The sequence below is a fragment of the Streptomyces sp. NPDC050759 genome (genome assembly GCF_044456945.1).
GTDB lineage: Bacteria > Actinomycetota > Actinomycetes > Streptomycetales > Streptomycetaceae > Streptomyces.
Genome location: NZ_JBITGI010000002.1, coordinates 528,869 through 552,942, shown reverse-complemented (window position 1 = coordinate 552,942; position 24,074 = coordinate 528,869). Strand labels below are relative to the sequence as shown.

The window sequence follows — 24,074 nt, the reverse complement described above, 5'->3', positions numbered from 1 at the left end:
CCCGGCGCTCTTTCCGTATAACTCTCGTAACAGCGCTCCCGGTCGTGCGCTCCGACCACTGGCGCGAACCGTCGGTAACCGATTTGAATAGCCTGCTTGTCAGTTGTGTGGGGGACGTGAAAGGGTCCTGTCCTGCCGCGAGGTTCCCCCCAACTCCTTTGCCAGTATGGCGAGTTGACCTCGCTTTGGATGCAGGAGACCCATGCCCGACCTGCCGACCCCTCAGGACGCCACCGAGGCCGCGCTGTTCTCAGAGTGCTGGGATGCCGTGCTGTCGTACGCCGATCTGTGCACGGCCGGCTCCACCGCCGCCACCGAGCTGGCCACGGAGGCGTTCTCCCTCGGCATGCGCGAGGCCCGTGAGGCGGAGGCCGCCGCCCGCGGCGCCGGCCGCCGTCCGACCCGGCTGCCCCGAATACCCCTGTTGCTGACCGCCGTTCGCACGACAGCGGCGGACTGGGAGACACGGGGTCTGGGCCACCGGCTCGACCCCGATCTGCGGCTGTGGCTCAACTCCGACAAGGCCGCCCGCTACACCGGCCCGCCGCTCCAGCGGCCGATCGCGCTGCGCGGACTGCGCGATCTGCAGGCAGCGGACGCCGAACTGCTGTGGCTGGCCGAGGTGGAGGCGCTGCCGCTGTCCGCGGTGGCCCGCCGGCTCGGCCTCGACCCGGCCACCGTGGGCGACGAACTCGCCCAGGTGCGCGGCCTGTTCCGGGACCGCAGCCACCGCAACCATCTCGACATGCCGATGGACGCGCAGTGCCGCAGCTACGCCCGGCTGCTGGACGCGGTCACCCGATCCACCTCCGGCGAGACCCCGGACGACCTCTCCCACCACCTCGCGAGATGCCGGCAGTGCGCGGAGGCCGCCGCCTGTCTTCGACTGCACGGCGGCGGGCTGCCCGCGGCCCTCGCGAGCGGGGTGATCGGCTGGGGCGGGCTCGCCTATCTGGAACGCCGCCGCCGGGCCGCCGAGGTACGCCTTGGCGCGGGACGCCCGGCGGCACTGGAGAGCGGGCCCCCGAACCCCGGCGCGCACAAGGCGAAGGTCGCGCGCAACGGACTGCTCGTCGCGGCCGTCCTCGTCTCCCTGCTCGCCCTCGCCGTCTCGATGATGCCCGGCGACGACATGGAGAACGGCGCCGCCAAGCCCGGCACCGGTACCTCCGCCGACAGCCAGCCGGTGGCCAACCCCACCTCCTCCGTTCCCGCCGCCACGTCCCGGGCACCCGGCTCGGCGGACCCGTCGCAGACGGCCGGCGGGAACCCGTCCGAGTCCACGGGTGCGAAGAACTCCGACCCGGAACCCCAGGGGACCTCCTCCGCCGGTGCCGAGGAACCGGAGCCCGGCGAGAGCGTCACGCCGTCCTGCCAGGTCGAGTACACCCTCGTCAACCAGTGGCCCGACGGCTTCCAGGGCGAAGTCACCGTCACCACCACCGAGGCGCTCAGCGACTGGCGGGTCACCTGGTCCTTCAAGGACGGCCAGAAGGTGACCCAGATGTGGGACGGGAGCTTCACCCAGAGCGGCGCGAAGGTCACCGCGAGCGCCGCCGACTACAACAAGTCGGTCCCCGCGCACGGTTCGCTCTCCCTCGGCTTCCTCGCCACCTGGCAGAGCAGGAACGCCCCGGCGTACGACTTCTCCCTCAACGGGCAGGAGTGCGTCAAGTCCTGACACCTTCGGTCCGGGCGGGGGCTGTCGCGCCTACTTCGCCGCCCACAGCCCCCGGACGTGGCCGATGTGACGGGTCATCACCGCGTGGACCGCCCTCTCGTCGCGGGCGATCAGCGCGTCGAGGAGTTCGAGGTGCTCCTCGGCGGAGGCCAGCAGACGGCCGGACTTCACCAGCGGGGTGAGACCGTAGAGCCGTGACCGCTTGCGGAGGTCGCCGACCACCTCGACCAAGTGGGCGTTGCCCGCGAGGGCGAGCAGGCCGAGGTGGAAGCGGGTGTCGGCCTCGACGTACGCGATGAGGTCACCGGACACCGCCGCCTGGACGATCTCCCGGGCGGCCGGACGCAGCGCCTCCAGGGAGACCGGGTCGGCGGTCGAGGCCAGTCCCACGATGGTGGGGATCTCGATGAGCGAGCGGATGTGGGTGTACTCGTCGAGCTGCTTCTCGGAGACCGCGGTGACCCGGAAGCCCTTGTTGGGGACGGTGTCGACCAGGCCCTCCTTGGCGAGGTCGAGCATGGCCTCGCGCACGGGGGTGGCCGACACACCGAAGCGGGCGGCGAGCGCGGGCGCCGAGTACACCTGGCCCGGGAGTAGTTCGCCCGCGATCAGCGCGGCCCGCAGGGCGTCGGCGACCCGCTCCCGGTAGCTGCTCTTCTTGCCGCCGAGCACGGGCAGGGCGGGGGCAGCGGCGGGGGTGCTGGATCGCTGGGCGGCCATGAAGGGTGTCTCCTAGTGTGCAAGTGCAATGTCACGCGGCACCGGGCATTATCCTCGACGTTCCTGGACACGCTCAGGCCTCACAGGACGAATCCCGCCGGGAACGGATCGGTCGGGTCGAGCAGGTACTGGGCCGTGCCGGTGATCCACGCCCGCCCGGTGAAGCTGGGCAGGACGGCGGGGCGGCCCGCCACCTCGGTGGTGCCGAGGAGCCGGCCCGTGAACCGTGTCCCGATGAAGGACTCGTTCACGAACTCGGTGTGCAACGGGAGTTCGCCGCGCGCGTGCAGCTGGGCCATGCGCGCGCTGGTGCCGGTGCCGCAGGGGGAGCGGTCGAACCAGCCGGGGTGGATGGCCATCGCGTGCCGGGAGTGGCGGGCTGTCGCTCCGGGCGCGAGCAGGTGGACGTGGTGACAGCCGCGGATGGAGGGATCCTCGGGGTGGACGGGCTCCTCCTCGGCGTTGATCGCCTCCATGAGGGACAGTCCCGCCTGCAGGATGTCGTCCTTGCGGGCCCGGTCGAAGGGCAGCCCGAACTCCTCCAGCGGCAGGATGGCGTAGAAGTTGCCGCCGTACGCCAGGTCGTATGTCACCGTCCGCCCGTCGGCCAGTGCGATCTTGCGGTCCAGGGCGACGGAGAAGGACGGCACGTTCTGGAGCGTGACGTGCTTCGCCCTGCCGTCCTCCACGGCGACCTCGGCCACGACCAGGCCCGCCGGGGTGTCGAGCCGGATCGTGGTGACCGGCTCGACGACCTCGACCATGCCGGTCTCCACCAGCACGGTCGCCACCCCGATCGTGCCGTGTCCGCACATCGGCAGATAGCCCGAGACCTCGATGTACACGACACCCCAGTCGCAGTCCGGGCGGGTCGGCGGCTGGAGGATCGCACCGCTCATCGCCGAGTGCCCGCGCGGCTCGTTCATCAGCAGCTGCTTGATGTCGTCGCGGTGCTCACGGAAGTACAGCCGCCGCTCGTTCATGGTCGCGCCGGGGATCGTGCCGATCCCGCCGGTGATCACGCGGGTGGGCATGCCCTCGGTGTGCGAGTCGACGGCGTGCAGGACGAGTTTGCTGCGCATGGTCCGCTCTCCTTGACGAGTTACACGAGTCCCGCGGCGACGGCCTTCTCGGTGGCGGCCCGCACGACGGCCTCCTGCTCGGGCAGCAGGGGGACGCGCGGTGGACGCACCGGCCCGCCGTGCCGGCCGACGAGGTCCATCGACAACTTGATCGCCTGCACGAACTCGACTTTGGAGTCCCAGCGCAGCAGCGGGTGCAGCTGCTCGTAGAGCTTCTTCGCGGTGGCGAGGTCCCCGGCCACGGCCGCCCGGTACAACTCGACGGAGGCCCTGGGCAGCGCGTTCGGGTAGCCGGCCACCCAGCCCTTCGCGCCGGCGAGGGCGAGTTCCAGCAGGACGTCGTCGGCGCCGATCAACAGGTCCAGTCCCGGGGCGAGTTCGGCCAGCTGGTAGGCGCGGCGGACGTCACCGGAGAACTCCTTGACCGCGCGGATGAACCCCTCGGCGTGCAGGGTGGCCAACAGCTCCGGCACCAGGTCGACCTTGGTGTCGATGGGGTTGTTGTACGCCACGATCGGCAGACCCGCCTTCGCGACCTCGGCGTAGTGCGCGAGGACCGACCGCTCGTCGGCGCGGTAGGCGTTGGGCGGCAGCAGCATCACGGACGCACAGCCCGCGTCACGCGCCTGCTCGGCCCAGCGGCGGGACTCCGCCGAGCCGTACGCGGCGACGCCCGGCATCACCCGTGCGCCGCCGATGGCGGCCACGGCCGTCTCGACGACCTTGGCCCGCTCCTCGGGGGTGAGCACCTGGTACTCGCCGAGCGAGCCGTTCGGTACGACGCCGTCGCAGCCGTTCTCGACCAGCCAGGCGCAGTGTTCGGCGTACTTGTCGTAGTTCACCGACAGGTCGTCGTTCAACGGGAGGGCGGTGGCGACGAGGACTCCGCGCCACGGACGAAGGCTGGTGGTCATGTGGATGGCCTCTCCATAGTGTGCTCAATAGGGTGTGACATATCACTGCTCCTCGGTCTCTCCGGCCCGGGCCAGCACGCCCAGCGGCACCGGCCGTGCGAACGGCCTGCGGCCCGCCGTCTCCGCGCACCCGGCGACTCCGGCCACTCCGGGCCCGCACACCCGGCCCTGGCACCAGCCCATCCCGGCCCGCGTCAGCAGCTTCACGGTCCGCAGATCTCCGGCGCCGAGCTCCTGTACCGCCTCCCGCACCGCACCGGCCGACACCTCCTCGCAACGGCACACCACCGTGTCGTCGGTGACCTGCTCGGCCCAGTGCGCGGGCGGCACGTAGACGGAGTCGACGGCGGCGAAGAAGGCCCGCAGCCCGGCCCGGGTGCGCGCGGCGGCCGCCCACTCACCGGGATCCGGCGCCCGTCCGGCCAGCCGCGCCGCGATCGACCGCCCGGCGATGTGCCCCTCGGCGAGCGAGAGGGCGGAGCCGCCGATGCCGGTGGTCTCGCCCGCCGCCCACACCCCCGGCACGTCGGTGCGCTGCTCGTCGTCGACGTACACGTCCATGCCGTCGACCCGGCAGCCCAGCGCGTCGGCGAGGTCGGTGTGCGGCAGCATGCCGTGACTCACGGCGAGGGTGTCGCAGACGAGGCGTCGGCGGGTGTCCTGACGCACCCGCCCGTCCCGGTCGAGGGCCGCGACCGTCACCGCCTCCAGCCGCTCGGCGCCGTGCGCCGCCACGACGGTGTGATGGAGGAGCGTACGTACTCGGTGCCGGAGCAACTGCCCCGCGTACCGGGCGCCTTCCGCTACCTTTCCCGGCCGGCCCGCCAGCACCCGGGACCGCCGTACGAACGACTTCGGGTCGGCCGAGTCCACCAGCGCGGCGACCGTCGCGCCCGCCGCGGCGAGGCCGGCGGCGACGGGCAGCAGCAGCGGTCCCGTTCCGGCGACGACGGCGGTACGGCCGGGCAGCACGAGCCCGCCCTTGAGCATGGCCTGCGCCCCGCCCGCCGTGACGACACCGGGCAGGGTCCAGCCGGGGAAGGGCAGCACCTTCTCGTAGCCGCCGGTGGCGAGGAGGACCGCCGTTGCGCGTATCTCGGCCGGCTGCTCCTGCTCGGGGCCGACGAGGGCGTGCACGGTGAACCCGGCGGGGCCCCGGCGTTCGTCCCGGCGCTCGACGAACCAGACATGATGGTCCGTCACCTGCGTTACGGTGCCCGCCTGTACGTGGGCGCACAGGCCGTCTCGCAGTCTCTCCCAGGTCCGCCACTGGTGATGCAGGGCCTGCGGTCGACGGGCCCCGAGCCCGGCTGCGGGCTGACGGTAGAACTGCCCGCCGGCTTCCGTGGCCGAGTCGATCAGGGTGACCCGGATGCCCCGGGCGGCCGCCGCGAGGGTGGCCGCGAGTCCGGCCGGACCCGCGCCGATCACCGCCAGGCTCGGCTCAGTCATCGTGGCCCGTCCCCTCCTGCGTGCGGATCGCGTCGCCCGGCCGCAAGGGCATCAGACAAGCCCGTTGGTTCGGGCGGTCGTTGACGGTCACCAGGCAGTCGAAGCAGACGCCGATGCCGCAGAAGATCCCGCGCGGGCGGCCCTCGCCGCGGGTGGTGCGCCACGAGGTGACGCCCGCCGTCCACAGCGCGGCGGCGACGGTCTGGCCGGGCAGGGCCTCGATCTCCCGCCCGTCGAGGGTGACGGTGAAGGCGGGACCGGGCTCGGCGCGCACCAGCTCCAGCGGGTTCACGAGGCCTCCTCGCAGTCGGAGTCGGAGTCGGAGTCGCGGTCGGAGGCGGAGGCCGGGAAACGGTCGGGACGGAAGGGTGCGAGATCGAGATCGGGAGCGTGCCCGGTCAGCACCTGGGCGATCAACTGCCCTGTCCCGGTGGACAGTCCGATGCCCGCGCCCTCGTGCCCGCAGGCGTGGAACAGCCCGGGCACCCGCGGATCGGGGCCGATCGCGGGCAGGTGATCGGGCATGTACGGCCGGAAGCCGAGGTACGTCCGCATCGCACGCACGCGCTCCAGGAACGGGAACAGCCGCGTTGCGCCCGCCGCCAGCGCGCGCAACGCGGGCAGCGACAACGACCGGTCGAAGCCCACCCGCTCACGGGTCGCGCCGATCAGTACGGGCCCGGCCGCCGTCCCCTCGACGACCGGTGAGGTCTGCAGGGCCGCCGAGTCGCTGGCCACGTCGGCCACGTAGTCGGCGGCGTACACCTTGTGGTGGACCAGGCGGGGGAGCGGCTCGGTGACCAGGACGAAGCCGCGCCGGGGAAGCACGGGAAGGCTCACTCCCGCCAGCGCGGCCAGCTCACCGCCCCAGGTCCCGGCGGCGTTGACGACATGCGGGGCGTGGATCTCGCCCCGGCCGGTCCGCACCCCGCGCACGGCCCCGTCGGCGCCGCGCAGCACCTCGGTCACCGCCGCGCCGGTGAGCAGCCGGGCACCCGAGGCCCGTACGAGATGAGCGGCGGCCAGCGTCGGCATGACCTGGGCGTCCTGGGGGTACAGCACACCGCCCGTGAGCCCGGGCGCCAAGTGGGGCTCCAGCTCCCGGAGTCGGCCTGCGTCCACCCGCACCGCCTCGACACCCGCGGCCCGTTGCCCGGTCGCGAACCTCTCCAGGGCTTCGAGACCGTCGGCGGTGGAGGCCACGACCACGCCGCCCTTGAGTTCGTACTCGACGGCGTCGCCGACCTCCTCCGCCAACCCGGTCCACAACCGGCCGGACAGCAGGGCCAGTTCGAGCTCGGGGCCCGGCTCCTTGTCGGAGACCAGGAGATTGCCCTCACCGGCACCTGTCGTACCGCCGGCCACCGGGCCGCGGTCGACGACGATCACGTCGAGTCCCGCCCGGGCGGCGTACAGCGCACAGGCCGCGCCCACCATCCCGGCTCCGACGACCACGACATCGCAGGTCAGTCGCTTGCTCACACCAGTACTATGTCACATGTCTCTGTCGCCGGGAACACCCCGACAGCCGGGGCGGCGGCACAGTGGACAGGACGCACCTGTCGGCTTTCGACGGTGGGCCCCTGAGCGTGGCGGCGGTGCTCTCTGCGAGCAAGGCACACTGGGCCGCGCCGCTGCGCACCACCCCGCACCCTTTCACCGACCATCAGCGAGGCAGAGCTCCACGTCCTGCACCGCGCAAGGGCGTCCTCTCCGTCGACCTCGACACCCCGTCCCCGGGACCACCGGTCCTCAAGTGCGCCAGTACACCGACGACATCGAAGCAGTCCGCATCCTGTACTTCCTCACCGCCCTGCGCACCGTGGTCGTCATCGCCTACATCGAGGTGCAGGTGACCAGCCGCTGGAGCCGAGCATCAGGCTGGCGCTCACGGAGGCCCTCAGAAAACCTCTGAGGGCCTCATTGAGGGTTTCTCCGCGAAATGATTTTCGCGAGTGTTGGAAAGTGCTCGTGAGTGGCCGGGTCGGCCGGCGAGACCCTGGGTGCGGGTAGGCGTAAAGCCCCTGGTAGGGCAGCTCTCAGCGGTTGCGCACCCCATGACCTCTGACCCCCGGCGACCGCCGGCCCGGCCGACCTCTGACCTCCGCCGATGCCTTCGAGGCATGCCGTCGAACCCCAATTGGTCTTCGACGGCAGCACTGCGCGTCCCAAGAATGCGGGCACTACCCCTTCGTGTTCCCGAGGAGTTCACCGTGTCCGTCTTGTACGCCCGGCGCCGCTGGGCCGTGTTGACCGTCCTCGTACTGGCCCTGGCCCTCGTGCCGTTCTCACCGCTGGCGGCGAGACCCGCGTACGCCGCGCCCGCCGTACCCGGTGATCCGCTCACCGGCAGCGGCGCCGTGACCAGGTCGGTGCTGACCGCCGGCGATCTGACCAGCGGCGCGGCCACCGGCACCGTCAGCAACGACGCCTTCTCGCTGCCCGCGGCGGCCGCCGCCCCGACGCACACCTTCGAGGGCACCCTGACGCTCAACGGCGTGGCCACCGCAGGCGGTTTCCGCACCGTCAAGGACACCTACCACTACGCGGCCACCGCGGCGCTCAAGCACCTGCCGCCGGTGAGCATCGACCTCGTGCAGAACGGCAGTCACGTCATCCCTGCCGTCCGCGGCCTGCGGATCACCGGGAGCGCGTACTGGAACCTGATCGTCGAGGGCGGCCGCGCCTGGAACGAGAACGGCGACGGCGGCCGCACCCGCGTCTCGCTGCCCTTCGCGCTGGTCGAGCGCAACGCCAACTGCGTGCACAACGGCCTGTTGACCTTCCTCTTCGACGACAGCAAGATCTCCCGGGTCCGGTACCAGATCACGCACGAGACGTGCGAGTACTTCCAGTTCGACATGTGGGGCCAGGTCCGCGCGACCTACTCCCGGCACACCGTGACCGGTGACACCAACCTGAAGAACGCCTACGCCGCCGAGGTCGCCCACCGCATGCCGACCAAGTCGATCAGCGCGCTGAGCACCGACTACCCACGCGCCGGCATCGACACCAGCGCGTTCGGCAGCGGCATCACCGCCTCGGCGCTGAGTACGTACGGCGTGTCCTACGGCGGCGTGAACTACGTCGGCGCGTGTCAGACCCGGCAGGGCGCGTACCCGTACTGCAACCAGATGGTGCTGCCGTCGTACTCGCTGGCCAAGACGATGTTCGCCGGCATCGTGCTGATGCGGCTGACGCAGGTCTACGGCTCGTCCGTGCCGTCGCAGCTGATCCGCGACTGGGTCAGCGAGGCGGACACCTCCGCCTGGAGCGGCGTCACGTTCCAGGACACCGCGAACATGGCCACCGGCAACTACTCCTCCAGCGCCTTCGAGTCCGACGAGTCCGGCAGCGGCATGACGGCGTTCTTCGACGCCGAGGCGTACGGTCCGAAGATGACCGCCGCGCTGGCCTTCCCACACTCCGCCGCGCCCGGCACGCAGTGGGTCTACCACTCCTCCGACACCTTCGTGCTCGCCCGGGCGATGCAGAACTACCTGGTGTCCAAGGCCGGCGCCGGCAGCGACATCTACCGCTGGATCCGCGACCAGGTGCTGGTCCCGCTACACCTGAGCCCGGACGTGCTGACCACCGAGCGCACCGACAACAGCGCCACCGGGCAGCCGTTCGGCGGGTACGGCCTGTTCTACACGCAGGACGACATCGCCAAGGTCAGCCGGTTCCTGAACGCTGACGGCGGGAAGATCGGCGGCGTGCAGATGCTCGACCCGACGATGCTCGCCGACGCGATGCAGCAGAACCCGGCGAACCGCGGCATCACCACGACCGCCAACTCGGCCGGCAAGACCTACCAGTACCAGGACGGCCTGTGGGCCCGGCAGTTCACCTCGGCGGACAACCCGGTGTTCACCAGTCCGGTGTACGTGCCGTTCATGTCCGGCTTCGGCGGCATCACCGCGGCGTTGCTGCCCAACGGTGCCACGTACTACTACTTCAGCGACAACGACGAGTTCGGCTGGTCGGCGGCGGCCGCGCAGGCGTACAAGCTGCCCGCCACCGGCGCAGGCGGCGGGACGTGCAGGGCCGGCCAACTGCTCGGCAACGGCGGCTTCGAGACAGGGACGGCGTCGCCGTGGACGGCAGGCGACAAGGTCGTGTCCGACAACGCGCGGGAAGTGCCGCACAGCGGCAATGGCTCGCCTGGATCGACGGCTTCGGTACCACGCACACCGACAAGCTCACGCAGACGGTGACGATCCCGGCCGACTGCACCCACGCCCACCTGGCCTTCTACCTGCACATCGACATCGCGAAGACGCAAGCCGTCGCCTACGACACGATGCCTGCCGCCGTACTGGACTCCTCCGGCACCGCGCATCCGCTGGCCACCTGATTCATCACCGACGCCGCGCCCGGCTCCACCCTGCGCACCTTCGACCTGTCGGCGTACGCCGAGCTGAGCAGACGCTCACGTACAACTACGCCGACATGCACGACCTCGTTGAGGACCTGGTCGTGCCCGCCAGCGTTTCCGAGGCCGCGGCGACCGTCCGATGCCTGCCCGGTCTGGTCAGGCTGCTTGCCAGGCATTCCTCCAGCTCTCCCTGACCTGTCGGCCGTCGGGTCGGCGTGCGGTCGCGCCGCGCGTCACGGTGAGGACCGGGGTATGTAGTCGTCGCTGCAGTTCATAGGCGGGCGGCGACCTGTGGCCCGTACCGCTCGACACAAAAGCGGGACAATCCGGCCGCGAATGCCTCGATGCTGCGCAGCGCATAGTGGCCGGCATCCCACGCCGCGTGCAGGTGGATCTGCAGCGGTTCGCCCGTGCTGCCGAGGATCAGCAGCGGGTGCAGGTCGAAGCGGGGATCGTCGGAGACCACCGCGACACCGTGGCCCGAAGCCGCCATGGCCTGTGCGACGTGCGGGGTGTCGCATTCGAGCACGATGTCGTACGAGGCGTCCGCATCCTGCACGGCATGGTCCAGGATGCGGCGGGTGCCGTGCGTCGGGGTGAGGACGATGAGGGGCTCCGCGGCAAGTTCTTTGATGGTGACGCGGTCCCGGTCCGCCCAGGCATGGTCGGCACGGACGTAGGCCCACAACGGCAGGCGGGCCACCGGGAGCCCGGCGAAACGGCGTCTCGGAGGTGCCGAGGAGATGGCTACATCGGCGCCCCTCGCAAGGGCTTGGTACGCATGTGCCGGACTCTCCGCCTGCACGGTGACGAGCGGATCCTCCGGCCCCCAGGTGGCCAGGAACGGCGCGATCACGTCGGTGATGGTGGTGGGCGGCGCCGCCACGGTGATCCGCATGGCACGACCGGCAGCCAGCGCACCGACCGCGGCCTCGGCGGTGTCCGCACGGGCGACCAGGTCGCGGGCCAGGGGAAGGAAGCGCCGGCCGGCCGCCGTCAGGACCATCTGCTTGCCGCCGCGGTCGAAGAGCGTCATTCCCAAGGTCCCCTCCAGGCCGCGCAGTTGGCGCGACAACGAGGGCTGGGCGACGCGTACCACCTCGGCAGCCTTGGTGACGGAACCGGTCTCCACGATGGTCAGGAAGTAGCGCAGCACTCGGAGTTCCATGGCGGTGGTCCTTCGGGAGACGGAGGAGGCATGGGGCACCTTCATGCCTCAAAGGCATGGTAGTCAACCCTTCCAAGTATTTGAGGCTATGGCTGACTGGCTGCATTCTTGGCCCACCGGAATTTTCGGTTATCGGCACCCGAATCTCCGCCGACTTCTCCTCATACAACAGTCTTTCGATTGGCTGGTTCCCGCATGGCCCGCCCCCTGCCCCTGATCCTCGCCCAGGCGCCCGGCCGCCCGGCCGACGACCTCGCAGGCTTTGCCGCCGACGTGGAGCGGCGCGTGAAACTGCACGCACCCGGAGCCCTCGTCGTCTACCCCGAACTGCACCTCGGCGAGAGCGCCCCCGGCGTCCCCGCCGCCCCGGAGGAGGCCGCCGAGCCGCTCGACGGCAAACGCGACGCGGCCTTCGCCGAGCTCGCGGGGGACCTGGGTATCTGGCTGGTACCCGGCAGCGTCTACGAGCGAGGCACCGACGACCGCGTCCACAACACGACACCGGTCTATTCACCACGAGGTGAGCGCCTCGCCGCGTACCGCAAGATCTGCCCGTGGCGCCCGTACGAGACGACCACACCCGGCAACCGGTTCGAGGTCGTCGACCTCGCCGGGGTCGGCCGCATCGGACTGTCCATCTGCTACGACACCTGGTTCCCGGAGATCTCCCGCCATCTGGCCTGGATGGGCGCGGAGCTGATCGTCAACGTGGTCCGCACGCCGACGAGCGACCGCACGCAGGAAGTCGTCCTCAGCCGCGCCAACGCCATCACCAATCAGGTCTTCGTCGCCGGCGTCAACGCCGCCGCCCCATCCGGGATCGGCCGCAGCCTCGTCATCGATCCACAGGGCACGGTGCGCGCCGAAACCGTCGATGCCGGCGACGCCACCCTCACCGACGTGATCGACCTCGACGAGGTCAGCAACGTCCGCCGCTACGGCACCGCCGGTCTCAACCGGATCTGGGACCAGTTCCGACCCGGCGACCCAGCCCTCGAACTCCCGCTGTACGGGGGCCGCATCGACCCCGCCACCTGGAACCCCGTCCACGCCACCGAGGAGCCACCACGATGAACAGCGAGACCACAGAGAACAGCATGAGACTGAAGGGCGACCTGAGCCTCCTGTCCGTCGTCCTGTTCGGCCTGGCCTACATCTCACCCGGCATCGTCGTCACGATGTTCGGCGTGGTTGCCGCCACCAGCGGCGGCGTGGCGCCGACCGCGTTCGCCGTCGCCACCCTGGCGATGCTGCTCACCGGGCTGAGTTACGCGAAGATGGCGCGCGCCGCGCCCGGCGCGGGGTCGGTCTACACCTACGCCCGCAAGATGCTCGACAGCCGCATCGGTTTCCTGTCCGGCTGGGCGATGCTGCTCGACTACTTCTTCATCCCGATGGTCGGATGGCTGATCACGGCGATCTACTTCAACGCCCAGTTCCCTGAGATACCCAAGTGGGTCTGGCTGATCGTCTCAGTGGGCATCACCACGGCCATCAACGTCTTCGGCATGAAGCTCGCGGACCGCGTCAACAAGGTCCTGATGTTCATCGCTCTGGGGTCGCTGGTCCTCTTCGCCACCCTGTGTGTCGTCTTCCTCGGCAAGCACGGCTCCTCCGCCCCCGCCACGGACGCCCTGTGGAACTCCGGCACGTCGATCGGCGCGGTCACGGCGGCCGCCGCCATCGCCGCGTACTCCTTCCTCGGCTTCGACGCCGTCTCCACGCTGGGCGAGGAGGCCAGGGGCGGGGCGAGGACGATCGGCCGCGGCATCATCGGCTGCGTCATCGCCGCCGGAGCGATCTTCATCGTGCTGTCCTTCGTGATGCAACTGGTCCACCCCGGCGCGAAGTTCGCCGACGTCGACGCCGCCGCCTACCACCTCAAGGTCCAGGTCGGCGGCGAGACGTACGCCGAGATCATCAACTTCGTCACCATCGCCGGATCCATCGCCTCCTGTATCGCCCTGCAAGCCTCCGCCGCCCGCCTCATGTACGTCATGGGACGCGACGGCGCACTGCCCAAGGCCGTCTTCGGCAACCTGTCCGGGAAGACCGGCACGCCCGTCTTGAACCTGCTGCTGACCGCGGCCGCCGGTGTCATCGCCATGAAACTGGACCTGACCACAGCCACCTCGTTCATCAACTTCGGCGCCTTCCTCGGCTTCACCCTGGTGAACGTCTGCGTGATCGCCCACCTGGTCCGCGAGCGCAGACACGGCCGCACCCCCAACCTCTTCTCGTACCTGGTGATGCCGGCCATCGGCGCCGGCGTTTCCCTCTACCTGCTCACGAAGCTCGGTCACGTCGCACTCCAGATCGGCGGCGTCTGGCTGGCGATCGGCGTCGTCTACCTGGCCGTCCTGACCAAGGGCTTCCGCCGGCCCGCACCGGAGATGACCTTCGACGACGACTCCGCGGCCACGGACAGAGTCACCGCGTAGTCCTCTTCCCCATGCGAGGAGACGAGGGTGCCCCCAACAGCGGGCGCTGCCCAGGGCGCGGAGCTCCGCCACGGCGGTGCAGATGACGAGTGCGAGACCTGTCTCCGCCTTGGTGTGCGTTCGCGGGTCCTGCCCGTGGACGGCGCGAAGCTCAGGGAAGACGTCCAAGGGCACCCGGTACGCCATGCCGCGCCGTGAACCGGCCTGGGCCCGCCGTCAGTTCCTCACCCCCGGGGAAGATCACGGTGGCGGCGGAGGTGGGGGGAACGTCGACGGTGATGTGCAGTTCGTCGCCCTCGGTGCGCCACTCGACCGCGATGGTGCCCCGTGGGCTGTCGAAGGTGCCGCGCGCCCAGCCGACCGATGCGTGGAGCACGGGCGCGACGACGAACGACTCCCAGGCCACCGAGCCCTCGGCCTGCCGCAGTCCCAGGGTGTGGGTGTGCAGGAAGTTGAGGACGGCGCCCTTGCTGTAGTGGTTGAGCGAGTCGTGTGCGTCGCCGTTCTCGTCGATGCCCTCCCAGTCCTCCCACATCGTGGTGGCGCCGCGGTCGAGCATGGCCAGCCAGGACGGCGCGGTGCGCTGGAGCAGTACCTCGTAGGCGAGGCCGGCGTGGCCGGTGTCGGCGAGGAGGGGCAGCAGGTCAGCGGTGGAGAGGAAGCCGGTGCCCAAATGCGTTCCGGCCGCGCGGATGAGGACCACCAGACGCTCGACGGCCGCGTCACGCAGCTTCTCGGGCACCAGTCCGAAGGTGAGGGCGCGGACGTAGCCGGCCTGGGTGTCGGTGGAGGTCCGGCCGGTGTCGTCGAGGAACTCCGTGCGCCAGGCGTCCTTGATCTGCTGCGCCAACTCCGTGTAGCGGTCGGCCTCGGCGTCGCGGCCCAGGAGGGTGGCGACCTCGGCGAGGAGGGAGGTGGAGCGGTACAGGAAGGCGGTGCCCACCTCACCCTTGTCGGTGCTCATCCAGCCGTCCGGGCCGTCCTCCACCGGCTCGATCGGCGAGCCGTCCTCGGCGCGGGCTTTCGGCTCGGCCCACTCGCCCCAGTGGAAGGAGCCGTCCCAGACGAACTCCTCGTGGGGAAGGGGCTGGGCCGAGCGGGCCACTCGGGAGGGGTGGCGGGCGGTGCGGGCGGTGGTCAGTGCCCATTCGACCCAGCGGACCATCGCGTCCCAGTTCTCGGCGAGCACTCGGCGGTCGCCGTAGGTCTCGTACAGCACCCAGGGCACCAGCACGATGGCGTCGCCCCAGCCGGCGGAGCCCGTCATCATGTCGAGCCGCTGGTCGGTGCGGAGCTTGGCGCGCCGTCCGTCGGGGGAGAAGTTGGCGATGCGACCGTCGTCGAGTTGGTCGTCGCGGACCGAGCGGAGCCACTTGCGGCTGAAGCCGGAGACGTCGTAGAGACGTGTGGCGCTGGGCGCGAAGACCTGGTAGTCGCCGGTCCAGCCGATGCACTCGCGGGTGGGGCAGTCGGTGGGCACGTCGACGGCGTTGCCGCGGAAGCTCCAACGGACGACCTCGTGCAGACGGTTGAGGTCCTCGTTGCCACAAGCGAAGGTGCCGGCGGGCCGCAGGTCGGTGTGGACCACCCGCATGGTGACGCTTGAGGCGTCCAGCGGGACGTCGCCGCGCTCCAGCCGGGCGTACCGGAATCCGTGCACGGTGTGGCGGGGCTCGAAGACCTCGCCGGGGGCCCCGGAGGAGACGACCTCGTCGCGCTGGACGAAGACGGTCACCGGATCGCCGGGGCGCTGGATGTCCAGGTGGGTGGTGGTCAGGTCCCCGGTGGCCGGGTCGACGTGCTCGCCGTGGTCGATCACGGTCCGGGTGCCGGCCGGGCCGAGGTCGGTGAGCAGGAGCCAGCCGGAGGCGTTCTGGCCGAAGTCGGCGATCCAGGCGCCGTCCGGCAGCCGGGTGAGCGAGACGACGGGGCGGTCCTCGATACGGCGCACGGGCGGGGCCGGGGACCAGTCGATCGCGGGCGCGGTGACGGCGTCGACGAGGACGGGCCGCTCAGGGCCTCGGGAGGCGAGGAAGTCGGTGATCTGGCCGTCCCTCAGGTCGGCGCGGGTGACGGGGCCCCGGGCGGAGGTCCAGTGCTCGTCGGTGCGTACGACCCGGCGCGTCCCGTCGGCGTACTCCAGATGCAACTCCAGCCGGGCGGCGAGGAGTTCTCCCCAGCCTGCCGGTTTGCGGAAGGCGCCGACCTGGCCGCGGTACCAGCCGTCGGACAGCACGATCTCGACGGTGTTGATGCCGGGGCGGACGGACGCGGTGACGTCGGTGGCCTGGGCGTACAGCGTGCGGTCGTACGAGGTCGAGCCGGGCGCGAGTTCGACGGTGCCCGCGCGCTCGCCGTTGACGAACGCCTCGTACACGCCCAGGGCCGTGGAGTACAGGCGGGCGCGGACCACCTCGGCGGTGGTGAAGGCGGAGCGCAGGACGTGCGTGGGGCGGGTCCCGGGCTCGCGGCGCGCGTCCTGCGGATCGTCCGCGGGCGTGATCCAGTGTGCCGTCCAGTCCTTGTCGAGGAGTCCGGCCTCGAAGACGTGCCAGGCGCTCCACGGCGAGGTGTCCACGTCGGCGTGTGTTCGGACGCGCCACCGCACGCGCTCGCCACTGCCCAACGGGGGTGCCGGCCAGTCGACGAACAGGTGGTCGCCGACGTGCGCCGTCTGCGGCGGACGCCCGTCGACGTGGATCTCCAGCTCGTGGCCGGCACGCGCCGATATGCCCCCCGGAGGCTTCCACGACAGGCGCGGGCGACTTCCGGAGACCGGGAACTGGTCGCCACCGAAGTCGATCGTGAGGTCGTACGGAGCGAGCATGGCCATTGACGCCCTCGCCTCCCCTTCCATGGGGGTCAGTTGGTTGTTTCTGTCGGTGCCGGACGAGCATGCGCGGGGCGTGGTGGGCCCGCGAGGGCGTGCGGAAGCAGCGATCGCCCTCCGTCGCGTCCCGGATGTTCAGGCGTGTGTGCCGTATGGGGTCAGACGGCGACACCGGTTTCGGTCTGCCCGGCGCCGTCGGGGTCGGTATCGGCGGGGACCGGTGCGGTCGAGTCCCGGAGCACCAGCCTCGTGGCCAGTTCGACGTGGTGGGAATCGATCTCCTCCGCGGAAGCCAGCCGAAGAGCGGTCCGCAGGGCGACGCCACCCATCTCGTTGATGGGTTGGTGGACGGTGCTCAGCGGCGGCGAGGTGACCCGAGCCAGCGGAGTGTCGTCGAAGCCGACGACGCTGAGGTCCTCCGGGACGCGCAGGCCCCGCAGCCGCGCGGCCTCGATGACCCCGGCGGCCAGCTCGTCGCAGGCGGCGAACACCGCGGTGGGCGCGGGGTCGGCGGCCAGCAGCCGCTTGCCGTGCTCGACGCCCTCCGCGGTGTGGAAACTGCCGGCGTGCCGGACCAGTTCGCCCGGTACGGGTACGCCGGCCGCCTCCATGGCGCTGCGGAATCCGTGCAGTCGGGCCTGGTTGGAGCTGGCGCCCTGCTTGCCGCCGAGGTAGGCGATGCGGCGGTGGCCGAGGGAGAGCAGATGCGTGGTGGCGGCACGGCCACCGGCGAAGTAGGTCGAACCGACGCTGACGATCGAAGGGTCGGGTACCTCCGGGTCGAGCAGCACGAGGGGCAGGCGGACCCGGCTCAGGGCTTCGACGATCGGAGGGGACAAGGTGTTGGCGGTGACGGCGATGACCGCGCGCCGGCCGGCGGCGGCCAGGTTGTGCGCCCACCCGGCGGGGTCGGCGGCCGGATCGCGATCGCTCCGTCTGCTGACGACCACGCCGACGCCCTCGCGGGCCCCGGCGTCCACCACGGCCTGGACCATGGCGGTGCAGTAGATGCTCAACTCCTCGAAGCCGAAGAACAGCTCGACGGTGGGGTGTGAGCGCAGGTCATCACGGTTCCCCCCGTAGTTGTGCTGACGCATCAGCTCCAGCACCGCGTCACGGGTCTGCTGGGCGACATCAGGGCGCCCGTTGACGACCTTGGAGACGGTGGCGACCGAGACGCCGGCGTACTCGGCGATCTGCGCCAGTGTCACTCGGTTGGAAACGGATGCCATGGGTCCCCTTTGGCGACAGTGCCGGTCTGAGCGTTCCTTGCCCTGAAAACCCTAGCACCGAAACATTTTTCGTAGCGATTTCGATCTCTTCAGGCGGGAAAGTGCAGTCGAAACAAGGGTGACACGAGGGGTTGACGAAGGTCATCGACCTGCCTACCGTTCACGGGCAGCAGGATCTACGGAAAGCAATTTCGAGTTTCTTGGTCACAAAGTTTCGAAGTACTTCCGGCTGACGCGACCCCGTTCGAGCCTGGGCAGCACGGTGAGCACCTGGCACCCGCCCCGGTCTTCCTCTGCAGCAGCAGCCCGCCCTCTGGCCAGGTCGCCCTGCTCAAGGACCTGCAGATCCCGCCCGCCCCGGTCATCCGGCGCCCCGACACCATCATCACCGACCCATGGAGGAGGACTCGCGATGAGGCGAGACCACACCGCGGAGGCTGTTTCGCCGACCGCCGCCACATTCCTGTCCCGGCGCGGTTTCCTCGGCGCCCTCGGCGGCGGACTGGCCGCCACCACGCTGGCCGCCTGCGGGTCGGGCGGGGGCAGTACGGGAAGCAGCTCCGAGATCGTGTTCATGAACCAGTCCCGCGGACAGGCCGCGACGCTGAAGGCGCTGGCCAAGCAGTACACGAAGCAGACCGGCGTGAAGATCAGGATCGACGACGTCGGACCCGCCGACTTCCTGACCAAGCTCCAGTCGAGCTCCCAGTCGCGCAACCTGCCGGACATGTACTCGGCGATGGACGGTCACTCCATGGCGCCCTACTACAAGGCCGGCTGGGCCATGGACCTGAGCGACGAGATGAAGGGCAGCTGGGGCGACAGCTTCCGGCCCGCCACCCTCAAGACGACGTCGTTCGGGAAGGACAATCCGCAGCACGTGAAGCCGGGCGTCTACAGCGCCCACTGGGAGACCCCGGCCCTGGGGGTCTTCGTCAACGCCGCGATGTACCAGGCCGTCGGCCTCGACCCGGACAAGTCGCCCGCGTCCATGAGCGAGTTCATCGACCAGATGCGGAAGATCAAGAAGTCCGGGAAGGGCCCCTTCTGGTTCGCGACCAGCCTCTCCAACCAGGTGATCCAGTCCTACGCCTCCAACTACATGTCCGACGAGGAGCTCAACGCCACCTTCGTGGGCGAGAACAGCTGGAAGAGCGAGGGCTGGCGCAAGACCCTGCAACTCGTGGTCGACCTGCGGGACGCCGGCGTGATCGCCACCGGCTCCCTGCCGAGCGGCAACACCGACAACCCCACCGTGGAGAAGGCCTTCTTCAACACCCAAGGCGTCGCCGCCATCTTCGACGGCACCTCGGCCGTCGGCGTGGCCCGCGCCACCGCCCCCGACTTCACCGACTTCCGCTCCTTCCCGCTGCCCAAGGCCGACGACGGCACACAGACCCCGCGCCTGGTCGGCGGCGCCGCAAAGGGCGCCGCGGTCAACCCCCGCAGCAAGAACGCGGCCAAGGCGCTGAAGTTCCTCCAGTGGCTGACCGCGCCCGACCAGCAGCAGGCCTGGGCCAAGGGAGTCCCGCTCATACCCTCCGCACGCGCCGTGTCGGAGAAGACCATTCCCGAGCAGCTGACCGGCATCGCCGCGAAGATCTCCGACCTCCAACTCGTCCAGAACCAGATCCTGGAGCAGGTCAACACCGCGCTGCAGAAAGGCACTCAGGCCCTCGTCCTCAAGGAACGCACCGTCGACCAGGTCCTCGGCGACCTCGACGCGGCGCAGAAGAGCGCGTAATGCGGCGCCGCAGTCGCGTGCCCGCGGCCTGGCTCTTCCTGGCGCCGGCGCTGGCCATGATCGGCATGTTCACGGTGGTCCCCTTCGTCCAGGGCATTCTCCTGAGCTTCCAGTCCTGGGACGGGGTGAGCCTGGACACGCCGTACACCGGGCTCGACAACTACCGCTACGTGCTGCACGACACCCAGTTCTGGGGCTCGATGAAGAACGCCGTCCTCTACGGCGTGGTCGGCCTGATCGTCGCCAACGCGGTGTCGATGGTCATGGCCCTGGCCGTGCACCGCGCCCGCCGCGGGTCCGCGTTCTTCCGCACCGTCTTCTACCTGCCGGGCGTGTTCTCCACGGTGGTGGTGGGTGTGATGTTCTCGTGGTTCCTCGACCCGAACATCGGGATCGTCAACCAGATGCTGAAGGCCGTCGGCCTCGACGGTCTTCAGCACAACTGGCTGGGTGACCCCAAGACGGCGGTGATCGCGGTCGCCGCCGTGTTCGTCTGGTACCACTGGGGCTTCGGCTTCATCCTCTTCCTGGCCGGCCGGCAGGACGTGCCCCAGGAGTTGTACGAGGCCTCGTCACTGGACGGGGCGCGTGGCTGGGCCCAGTTCCGCTACGTCACCTGGCCCGGAATGTCCCATGTCACCGGCATCGTCAGCGTGCTGACCCTGCTCAGCGGCTTGCAGATCTTCGGCACCGTCCAGGTGCTGACCAACGGTGGCCCCGCCGGCCACACCGAGGTCCCCACCCTGCACATCTACCAACAAGCCTTCCAGTACAGCGAGTACGGCCGCGCGGCCGCCATGTCCGTCATCTTCGGGCTGTGCCTGGTCGCCCTGGCCTGCGTCCAGCTGTGGGTCTCCCGCAGGCTCGGCGGAAGCACCGACTCCCGGACGGAGAAGGGACGTTGACCGTGACCGCGTCTTCCCGGGGAGCGACCCCCGGACCCCCGGCAGAAAAGCAGGCCGGACGGCAGGCGTCGCCGGTGCCGAAGCCGGCGCCCGGCCCACCACGACGTGCCGGCCGTCTGCCCCGTTTGGCTCTGTACGCCCTGCTGATCGCCGGCGCGCTGGAAGCACTGGTACCGGTGCTGTGGGTGCTGAGCGGATCCCTGCAGAGCGCCAAGCAGCTGTACAAGGGGACCGACCCCATACCCCGCCCCTTCGAGTGGGGCAACTTCGCCACCGCGTGGAACGAGGGCGGCTTCAGCCAGTACCTGCCCAACAGCCTTCTGTACACGACCGCCGCGGTCCTCGGCATCCTGATCATCGCGAGCCTGGCCGGGTACGCCCTGGCCCGCATCGAGTTCCCCGGCCGAGGCGTGATCGTGGGGGCCATTCTCGTCATCATGATCATCCCGCTGCCGGCCTCGTTCATCGCCCAGTACAAGCTGCTGATCACGCTCGGGCTCGCCAACACCCGTATCGGCTACATCCTCGTCCTCATCGCCGGCGGGCTGCCGATCTCCATCCTGATCATGCGCGGGTTCTTCGCCAGCCAGCCCAAGGAGCTGGAGGAGGCCGCCGCCATCGACGGCGCCTCTCTTCTCGGCACCTTCTGGCGGATCATCCTCCCGCTGGCCAAGCCCGGTCTGATCGCGGTGGCCGTCATCCAGGCCATGGGGGTCTGGAACGAGTACCTGATGGGCCTGGTGCTGTTCAACGACAGTTCGCTGATGCCCGTGCAGCGCGGGCTCACCAACTTCGTCTCGGCGGACTCCCCGCAACAGCAGATCCTGCTCGCCGCCTCGCTCATCGCGGTGCTGCCGATCGTCGCCTTCTACGCGATCGCGCAGCGCCACATCATCAGCGGGCTCTCGGCGGGAGCGCTCAAGTGACCACGCAACGACCGGACAGGAAGCTGCAACGATCATGAGAGTCAGGAGTGTGCGTTACACCCTCGCGAGAGGCACTGCGGCCGCCGTACTGGCGCTCGCCGCGGCCCTTTCCGGCCCCCAGACGTCAATCAACGGCACCGAGAAAGTGGAGCACGTCTCCAACACGGCCCTCGGCTGCACACCGGGTACCGCTTCGGCACTCGCCTGCGTCACCTGGACCGAGGACCTGACGCTGTCCGGCCGGCGCACCGGCACCAAAGGCACCGGCCCCGGAGGCTTCACCCTCGGCCCGGCCGCGATGCTCAAGAACGACTTCCAGGCCCTCGGCACGCTCACCACGAGCATCGACGGGACCACCTACAGCCAGCCGGCCAACGGCAGCTGATCCCAGGGGCGGCAGGTCTCGCCGCCCCCTGCGCCCAACTCTGCCTTCAGGAGGCCCACTTCATGGCGGACCTGCCCGCCCGCGTTCTCTTCGGCGCCGCGTACTACCACGAGTACCGTCCGCCCTACGGCACCGAACAAGCTGAGGAGCAGCTCAAGAAAGACCTCGACCTGATGGCCGAGGCACACTTCACCGTCATCCGGGTCGGCGAGTCGGTCTGGTCGACCTGGGAGCCGGAGAACGGAACGTTCGACCTCGACTGGCTCCAGCCCGTCCTCGACGGCGCCCGGGAGCGCGGGATCTTCGTCATCCTGGGCACACCGACCTACGCGGTCCCGCCATGGCTGGCCCGGCAGTACCCCGAGATCTGCGGCGAACGGGCCAGCGGGCAGCGCATCGGCTGGGGAGCCCGTCAGGAGGTCGACTACACCCACCCCGCCTTCCTCTTCCACGCCGAACGCGTCATCCGCCGCATCCTCGACCGTTACGCCCGCCACCCCGCGGTCATCGGCTTCCAGGTGGACAACGAGCCAGGCCTGGAGCTCTTCCACAACCACGGGGTCTTCCAGCGCTTCACCGACCACCTGCGCCACAAGTACGGCGACGTCGAGACCCTCAACCGGGAGTGGGGCCTGGTCTACTGGTCGCACCGCCTGACCACCTGGGCCGACCTGTGGACGCCGGACGGCAACGCCCAACCGCAGTACGACGTCGCCTGGCGGGAGTTCCAGGCCAGGCAGACCACCGAGTTCATCGCCTGGCAGGCGGGCATCACCCGCGAGTACGCCCTCCCCGAGCAGTTCGTCACCACCTGCGTCTCCTATCCCCGCCCGGGGGTGGAGGACCACGAGCTCAACGCGGCCCTGGACATTGCCGCGGGCAACCCGTACTACGCCATGCAGGACGCCCTGCTGCTGCCCGACGAGCGCGAGGCCGAGCCCAGCAAGACCACCGGCGCCTGGTCGATCTCCCAGATCGCGGACCGGATGTACTCCTCCCGCCAGGCCCCGTTCCTGGTCACCGAGACCAACGCGGCCACCATCGGCGGCCCCTGGGACAACCGCCCCGCCTTCGACGGCCAGTGGCGCCAGGCCGCCTGGGCACTGGTCGCGCGCGGGGCGCGGATGATCGAGTACTGGCACTGGCACACCCTGCACTTCGGGGCCGAGACGTACGTGGGCGGCATCCTCCCGCACAGCGGCAGGCCGGGCCGCGTGTACGACGAACTGGCCCGCCTGGGAGGCGAGTTCGACACCGCAGGCCCGCTGGTGGCCGGCATCGTGCCGGACGCCGACATCACCATGGTGTACTCGACGCCGAGCAAGTGGCTGATGGAGAAGTACCCGCCCCTGGCGAAACAGAGCGGCGGACCCGATCCGGCCGCCTACCACGGCATCTTCGATCCCTTCTACCGCGGCGCCTTCGACGCGGGCCGCCAGGTCCGCATCGTGCACGCCCGCCAGCTGCACGACCCGCGCGGAGAAGTCCCCGGCCCGAACCCCGAGGAAGCCGTGCGCCTCCATCCGGTCCTCGTCGTCCCCGCGCTGTACGTGACCGACGACGGGACACTGGACTGGCTCGCCGCCTACGCGCACGCGGGCGGCCATCTGGTCCTCGGACCGCGGACCGGCTACGCCGACCACGAGGCACGGGCCCGCCAGGAACCGGCGCCGGGACGACTCACCACGGCCGCCGGGGCCCAGTACGAGGAGTTCAGCAACCTGGTGCACGACATCCCGCTGCGCACGGTGCCCGGCAGCCCTCTGGAGCTGCCGGAGCAGGCGACGGCCACGCGCTGGGTCGACGGACTCACGGTCCTGGACGCCGAGGTGCTCGCGGCGTACAACCACCCGCACTTCGGCCGCTGGCCCGCCGTCACCACCCGCCGTCACGGCGCCGGCCGGGTCACCTGCGTCGGCACGGTTCCCGGCCGCGACCTCGCCAGTGCGCTCGCCGCCTGGCTGGCACCCGCCCCGAGCAGCGGCTGGCAGAACCTGCCACCGTCGGTCACCGCCACCACCGGGACCTCCCCCGACGGCCGCCGCATCCACGTCGTCCACAACTGGAGCTGGGACCCCACGCACGTCACGGCACCGGTGGCACTCTCCGACGTCCTCGACGGCACCTCCGCGCCCGCCGGCACGGCACTGCGCCTCGGTGCCTGGGACGTACGGATCTTCGTCACCGCCGACGACGGGACGCTCTCAGCCTGAGGT

At 70.3% G+C, this 24,074-nt stretch carries 20 protein-coding genes; 11 read left to right on the top strand and 9 right to left on the bottom strand.

Annotated features, from left to right (window positions below; all coding sequences use genetic code 11):
- The first annotated feature begins 202 nt into the window (after window positions 1-202).
- Window positions 203-1,681 carry a cellulose binding domain-containing protein gene (locus ACIBJB_RS08365; RefSeq protein WP_398927807.1) on the top strand — a complete coding sequence of 493 codons (1,479 nt, stop codon included), beginning with the start codon at window positions 203-205 and terminating at the stop codon, window positions 1,679-1,681.
- A 30-nt stretch (window positions 1,682-1,711) separates the two neighbouring features.
- Here ACIBJB_RS08365 and ACIBJB_RS08360 read toward each other — a convergent pair whose 3' ends face one another.
- The 6 genes from ACIBJB_RS08360 to ACIBJB_RS08335 form a co-directional block, all read right to left on the bottom strand.
- Complete coding sequence (locus ACIBJB_RS08360; RefSeq protein WP_398927805.1) at window positions 1,712-2,401, bottom strand: GntR family transcriptional regulator; 690 nt, start codon at window positions 2,399-2,401, stop codon at window positions 1,712-1,714.
- A gap of 80 nt (window positions 2,402-2,481) precedes the next feature.
- A complete protein-coding gene (locus ACIBJB_RS08355) occupies window positions 2,482-3,483 on the bottom strand; it encodes a proline racemase family protein (RefSeq protein ID WP_398927803.1) in 1,002 nt (333 codons plus the stop codon).
- 20 nt (window positions 3,484-3,503) lie between these two features.
- Window positions 3,504-4,397: a dihydrodipicolinate synthase family protein gene (locus ACIBJB_RS08350; protein ID WP_398927801.1), complete on the bottom strand. Its 894-nt coding sequence runs from the start codon at window positions 4,395-4,397 to the stop codon at window positions 3,504-3,506.
- Window positions 4,398-4,439: 42 nt separating this feature from the next.
- Window positions 4,440-5,849 (bottom strand): FAD-dependent oxidoreductase, encoded by a 1,410-nt coding sequence (locus tag ACIBJB_RS08345; protein ID WP_398927799.1) that lies wholly within the window; start codon window positions 5,847-5,849, stop codon window positions 4,440-4,442.
- Window positions 5,842-6,141 carry a (2Fe-2S)-binding protein gene (locus ACIBJB_RS08340; protein ID WP_069763736.1) on the bottom strand — a complete coding sequence of 100 codons (300 nt, stop codon included), beginning with the start codon at window positions 6,139-6,141 and terminating at the stop codon, window positions 5,842-5,844. The genes ACIBJB_RS08345 and ACIBJB_RS08340 overlap by 8 nt, the downstream gene beginning before the upstream one ends.
- Complete coding sequence (locus ACIBJB_RS08335) at window positions 6,138-7,331, bottom strand: NAD(P)/FAD-dependent oxidoreductase (RefSeq protein ID WP_398927797.1); 1,194 nt, start codon at window positions 7,329-7,331, stop codon at window positions 6,138-6,140. The genes ACIBJB_RS08340 and ACIBJB_RS08335 overlap by 4 nt, the downstream gene beginning before the upstream one ends.
- A 274-nt stretch (window positions 7,332-7,605) precedes the next feature.
- Here ACIBJB_RS08335 and ACIBJB_RS08330 point away from each other — a divergent pair, with 274 nt between their 5' ends.
- From ACIBJB_RS08330 to ACIBJB_RS08320, 3 genes are all read left to right on the top strand, one after another.
- Entirely contained in the window at window positions 7,606-7,764 is a 159-nt protein-coding gene (locus ACIBJB_RS08330) for a hypothetical protein (protein ID WP_398927795.1), read from the top strand.
- Window positions 7,765-8,062: 298 nt separating this feature from the next.
- The gene (locus ACIBJB_RS08325) at window positions 8,063-10,066 is read left to right on the top strand and encodes a hypothetical protein (RefSeq protein WP_398927793.1); all 2,004 of its coding nucleotides are present in this window, start codon (window positions 8,063-8,065) and stop codon (window positions 10,064-10,066) included.
- The gene (locus ACIBJB_RS08320) at window positions 10,063-10,206 is read left to right on the top strand and encodes a hypothetical protein (protein WP_398927791.1); all 144 of its coding nucleotides are present in this window, start codon (window positions 10,063-10,065) and stop codon (window positions 10,204-10,206) included. Before ACIBJB_RS08325 ends, ACIBJB_RS08320 begins: the two co-directional genes overlap by 4 nt.
- A gap of 292 nt (window positions 10,207-10,498) precedes the next feature.
- Here ACIBJB_RS08320 and ACIBJB_RS08315 read toward each other — a convergent pair whose 3' ends face one another.
- Window positions 10,499-11,395 (bottom strand): LysR family transcriptional regulator, encoded by an 897-nt coding sequence (locus ACIBJB_RS08315; RefSeq protein WP_398927789.1) that lies wholly within the window; start codon window positions 11,393-11,395, stop codon window positions 10,499-10,501.
- A gap of 195 nt (window positions 11,396-11,590) precedes the next feature.
- Between ACIBJB_RS08315 and ACIBJB_RS08310 the strand changes: the two genes are divergently transcribed.
- Complete coding sequence (locus tag ACIBJB_RS08310) at window positions 11,591-12,469, top strand: carbon-nitrogen hydrolase family protein (RefSeq protein ID WP_398928425.1); 879 nt, start codon at window positions 11,591-11,593, stop codon at window positions 12,467-12,469.
- Window positions 12,466-13,836 carry an APC family permease gene (locus ACIBJB_RS08305; protein WP_398927787.1) on the top strand — a complete coding sequence of 457 codons (1,371 nt, stop codon included), beginning with the start codon at window positions 12,466-12,468 and terminating at the stop codon, window positions 13,834-13,836. Before ACIBJB_RS08310 ends, ACIBJB_RS08305 begins: the two co-directional genes overlap by 4 nt.
- A gap of 151 nt (window positions 13,837-13,987) precedes the next feature.
- Here the strand turns inward: ACIBJB_RS08305 and ACIBJB_RS08300 are convergent, their stop codons facing one another.
- Window positions 13,988-16,669: a family 78 glycoside hydrolase catalytic domain gene (locus ACIBJB_RS08300; RefSeq protein ID WP_398927785.1), complete on the bottom strand. Its 2,682-nt coding sequence runs from the start codon at window positions 16,667-16,669 to the stop codon at window positions 13,988-13,990.
- 155 nt (window positions 16,670-16,824) lie between these two features.
- Window positions 16,825-17,898, bottom strand: coding sequence for a LacI family DNA-binding transcriptional regulator (locus ACIBJB_RS08295; protein WP_398927783.1), 1,074 nt, complete (start codon window positions 17,896-17,898; stop codon window positions 16,825-16,827).
- Window positions 17,899-18,310: 412 nt separating this feature from the next.
- On the opposite strand from ACIBJB_RS08295, the gene ACIBJB_RS08290 reads away from it, so the two are divergent.
- The 5 genes from ACIBJB_RS08290 (at window position 18,311) to ACIBJB_RS08270 (ending at window position 24,071) form a co-directional block, all read left to right on the top strand.
- Window positions 18,311-19,642 (top strand): ABC transporter substrate-binding protein, encoded by a 1,332-nt coding sequence (locus ACIBJB_RS08290; protein WP_398927781.1) that lies wholly within the window; start codon window positions 18,311-18,313, stop codon window positions 19,640-19,642.
- Window positions 19,642-20,547 (top strand): carbohydrate ABC transporter permease, encoded by a 906-nt coding sequence (locus ACIBJB_RS08285; RefSeq protein WP_398927779.1) that lies wholly within the window; start codon window positions 19,642-19,644, stop codon window positions 20,545-20,547. Before ACIBJB_RS08290 ends, ACIBJB_RS08285 begins: the two co-directional genes overlap by 1 nt.
- A 125-nt stretch (window positions 20,548-20,672) precedes the next feature.
- Window positions 20,673-21,473, top strand: a complete 801-nt coding sequence (locus ACIBJB_RS08280; protein WP_398927777.1) for a carbohydrate ABC transporter permease — start codon at window positions 20,673-20,675, stop codon at window positions 21,471-21,473.
- Between the two features lie 34 nt (window positions 21,474-21,507).
- Complete coding sequence (locus ACIBJB_RS08275; protein ID WP_398927775.1) at window positions 21,508-21,858, top strand: hypothetical protein; 351 nt, start codon at window positions 21,508-21,510, stop codon at window positions 21,856-21,858.
- A 62-nt stretch (window positions 21,859-21,920) separates the two neighbouring features.
- Window positions 21,921-24,071 carry a beta-galactosidase gene (locus tag ACIBJB_RS08270; RefSeq protein ID WP_398927773.1) on the top strand — a complete coding sequence of 717 codons (2,151 nt, stop codon included), beginning with the start codon at window positions 21,921-21,923 and terminating at the stop codon, window positions 24,069-24,071.
- Window positions 24,072-24,074 lie beyond the last annotated feature (3 nt).

Excerpts from the sequence above, each read along its gene's own strand:
- ACIBJB_RS08350 (WP_398927801.1), bottom strand. The coding sequence starts at position 4,397 with ATGACCACCAGCCTTCGTCCGTGGCGCGGAGTCCTCGTCGCCACCGCC.
- ACIBJB_RS08315 (WP_398927789.1), bottom strand. The coding sequence starts at position 11,395 with ATGGAACTCCGAGTGCTGCGCTACTTCCTGACCATCGTGGAGACCGGT.
- ACIBJB_RS08305 (WP_398927787.1), top strand. The coding sequence starts at position 12,466 with ATGAACAGCGAGACCACAGAGAACAGCATGAGACTGAAGGGCGACCTG.
- ACIBJB_RS08290 (WP_398927781.1), top strand. The coding sequence starts at position 18,311 with ATGAGGCGAGACCACACCGCGGAGGCTGTTTCGCCGACCGCCGCCACA.
- ACIBJB_RS08345 (WP_398927799.1), bottom strand. The coding sequence starts at position 5,849 with ATGACTGAGCCGAGCCTGGCGGTGATCGGCGCGGGTCCGGCCGGACTC.
- ACIBJB_RS08355 (WP_398927803.1), bottom strand. The coding sequence starts at position 3,483 with ATGCGCAGCAAACTCGTCCTGCACGCCGTCGACTCGCACACCGAGGGC.
- ACIBJB_RS08360 (WP_398927805.1), bottom strand. The coding sequence starts at position 2,401 with ATGGCCGCCCAGCGATCCAGCACCCCCGCCGCTGCCCCCGCCCTGCCC.
- ACIBJB_RS08300 (WP_398927785.1), bottom strand. The coding sequence starts at position 16,669 with ATGGCCATGCTCGCTCCGTACGACCTCACGATCGACTTCGGTGGCGAC.
- ACIBJB_RS08310 (WP_398928425.1), top strand. The coding sequence starts at position 11,591 with ATGGCCCGCCCCCTGCCCCTGATCCTCGCCCAGGCGCCCGGCCGCCCG.
- ACIBJB_RS08295 (WP_398927783.1), bottom strand. The coding sequence starts at position 17,898 with ATGGCATCCGTTTCCAACCGAGTGACACTGGCGCAGATCGCCGAGTAC.
- ACIBJB_RS08275 (WP_398927775.1), top strand. The coding sequence starts at position 21,508 with ATGAGAGTCAGGAGTGTGCGTTACACCCTCGCGAGAGGCACTGCGGCC.
- ACIBJB_RS08270 (WP_398927773.1), top strand. The coding sequence starts at position 21,921 with ATGGCGGACCTGCCCGCCCGCGTTCTCTTCGGCGCCGCGTACTACCAC.
- ACIBJB_RS08365 (WP_398927807.1), top strand. The coding sequence starts at position 203 with ATGCCCGACCTGCCGACCCCTCAGGACGCCACCGAGGCCGCGCTGTTC.
- ACIBJB_RS08285 (WP_398927779.1), top strand. The coding sequence starts at position 19,642 with ATGCGGCGCCGCAGTCGCGTGCCCGCGGCCTGGCTCTTCCTGGCGCCG.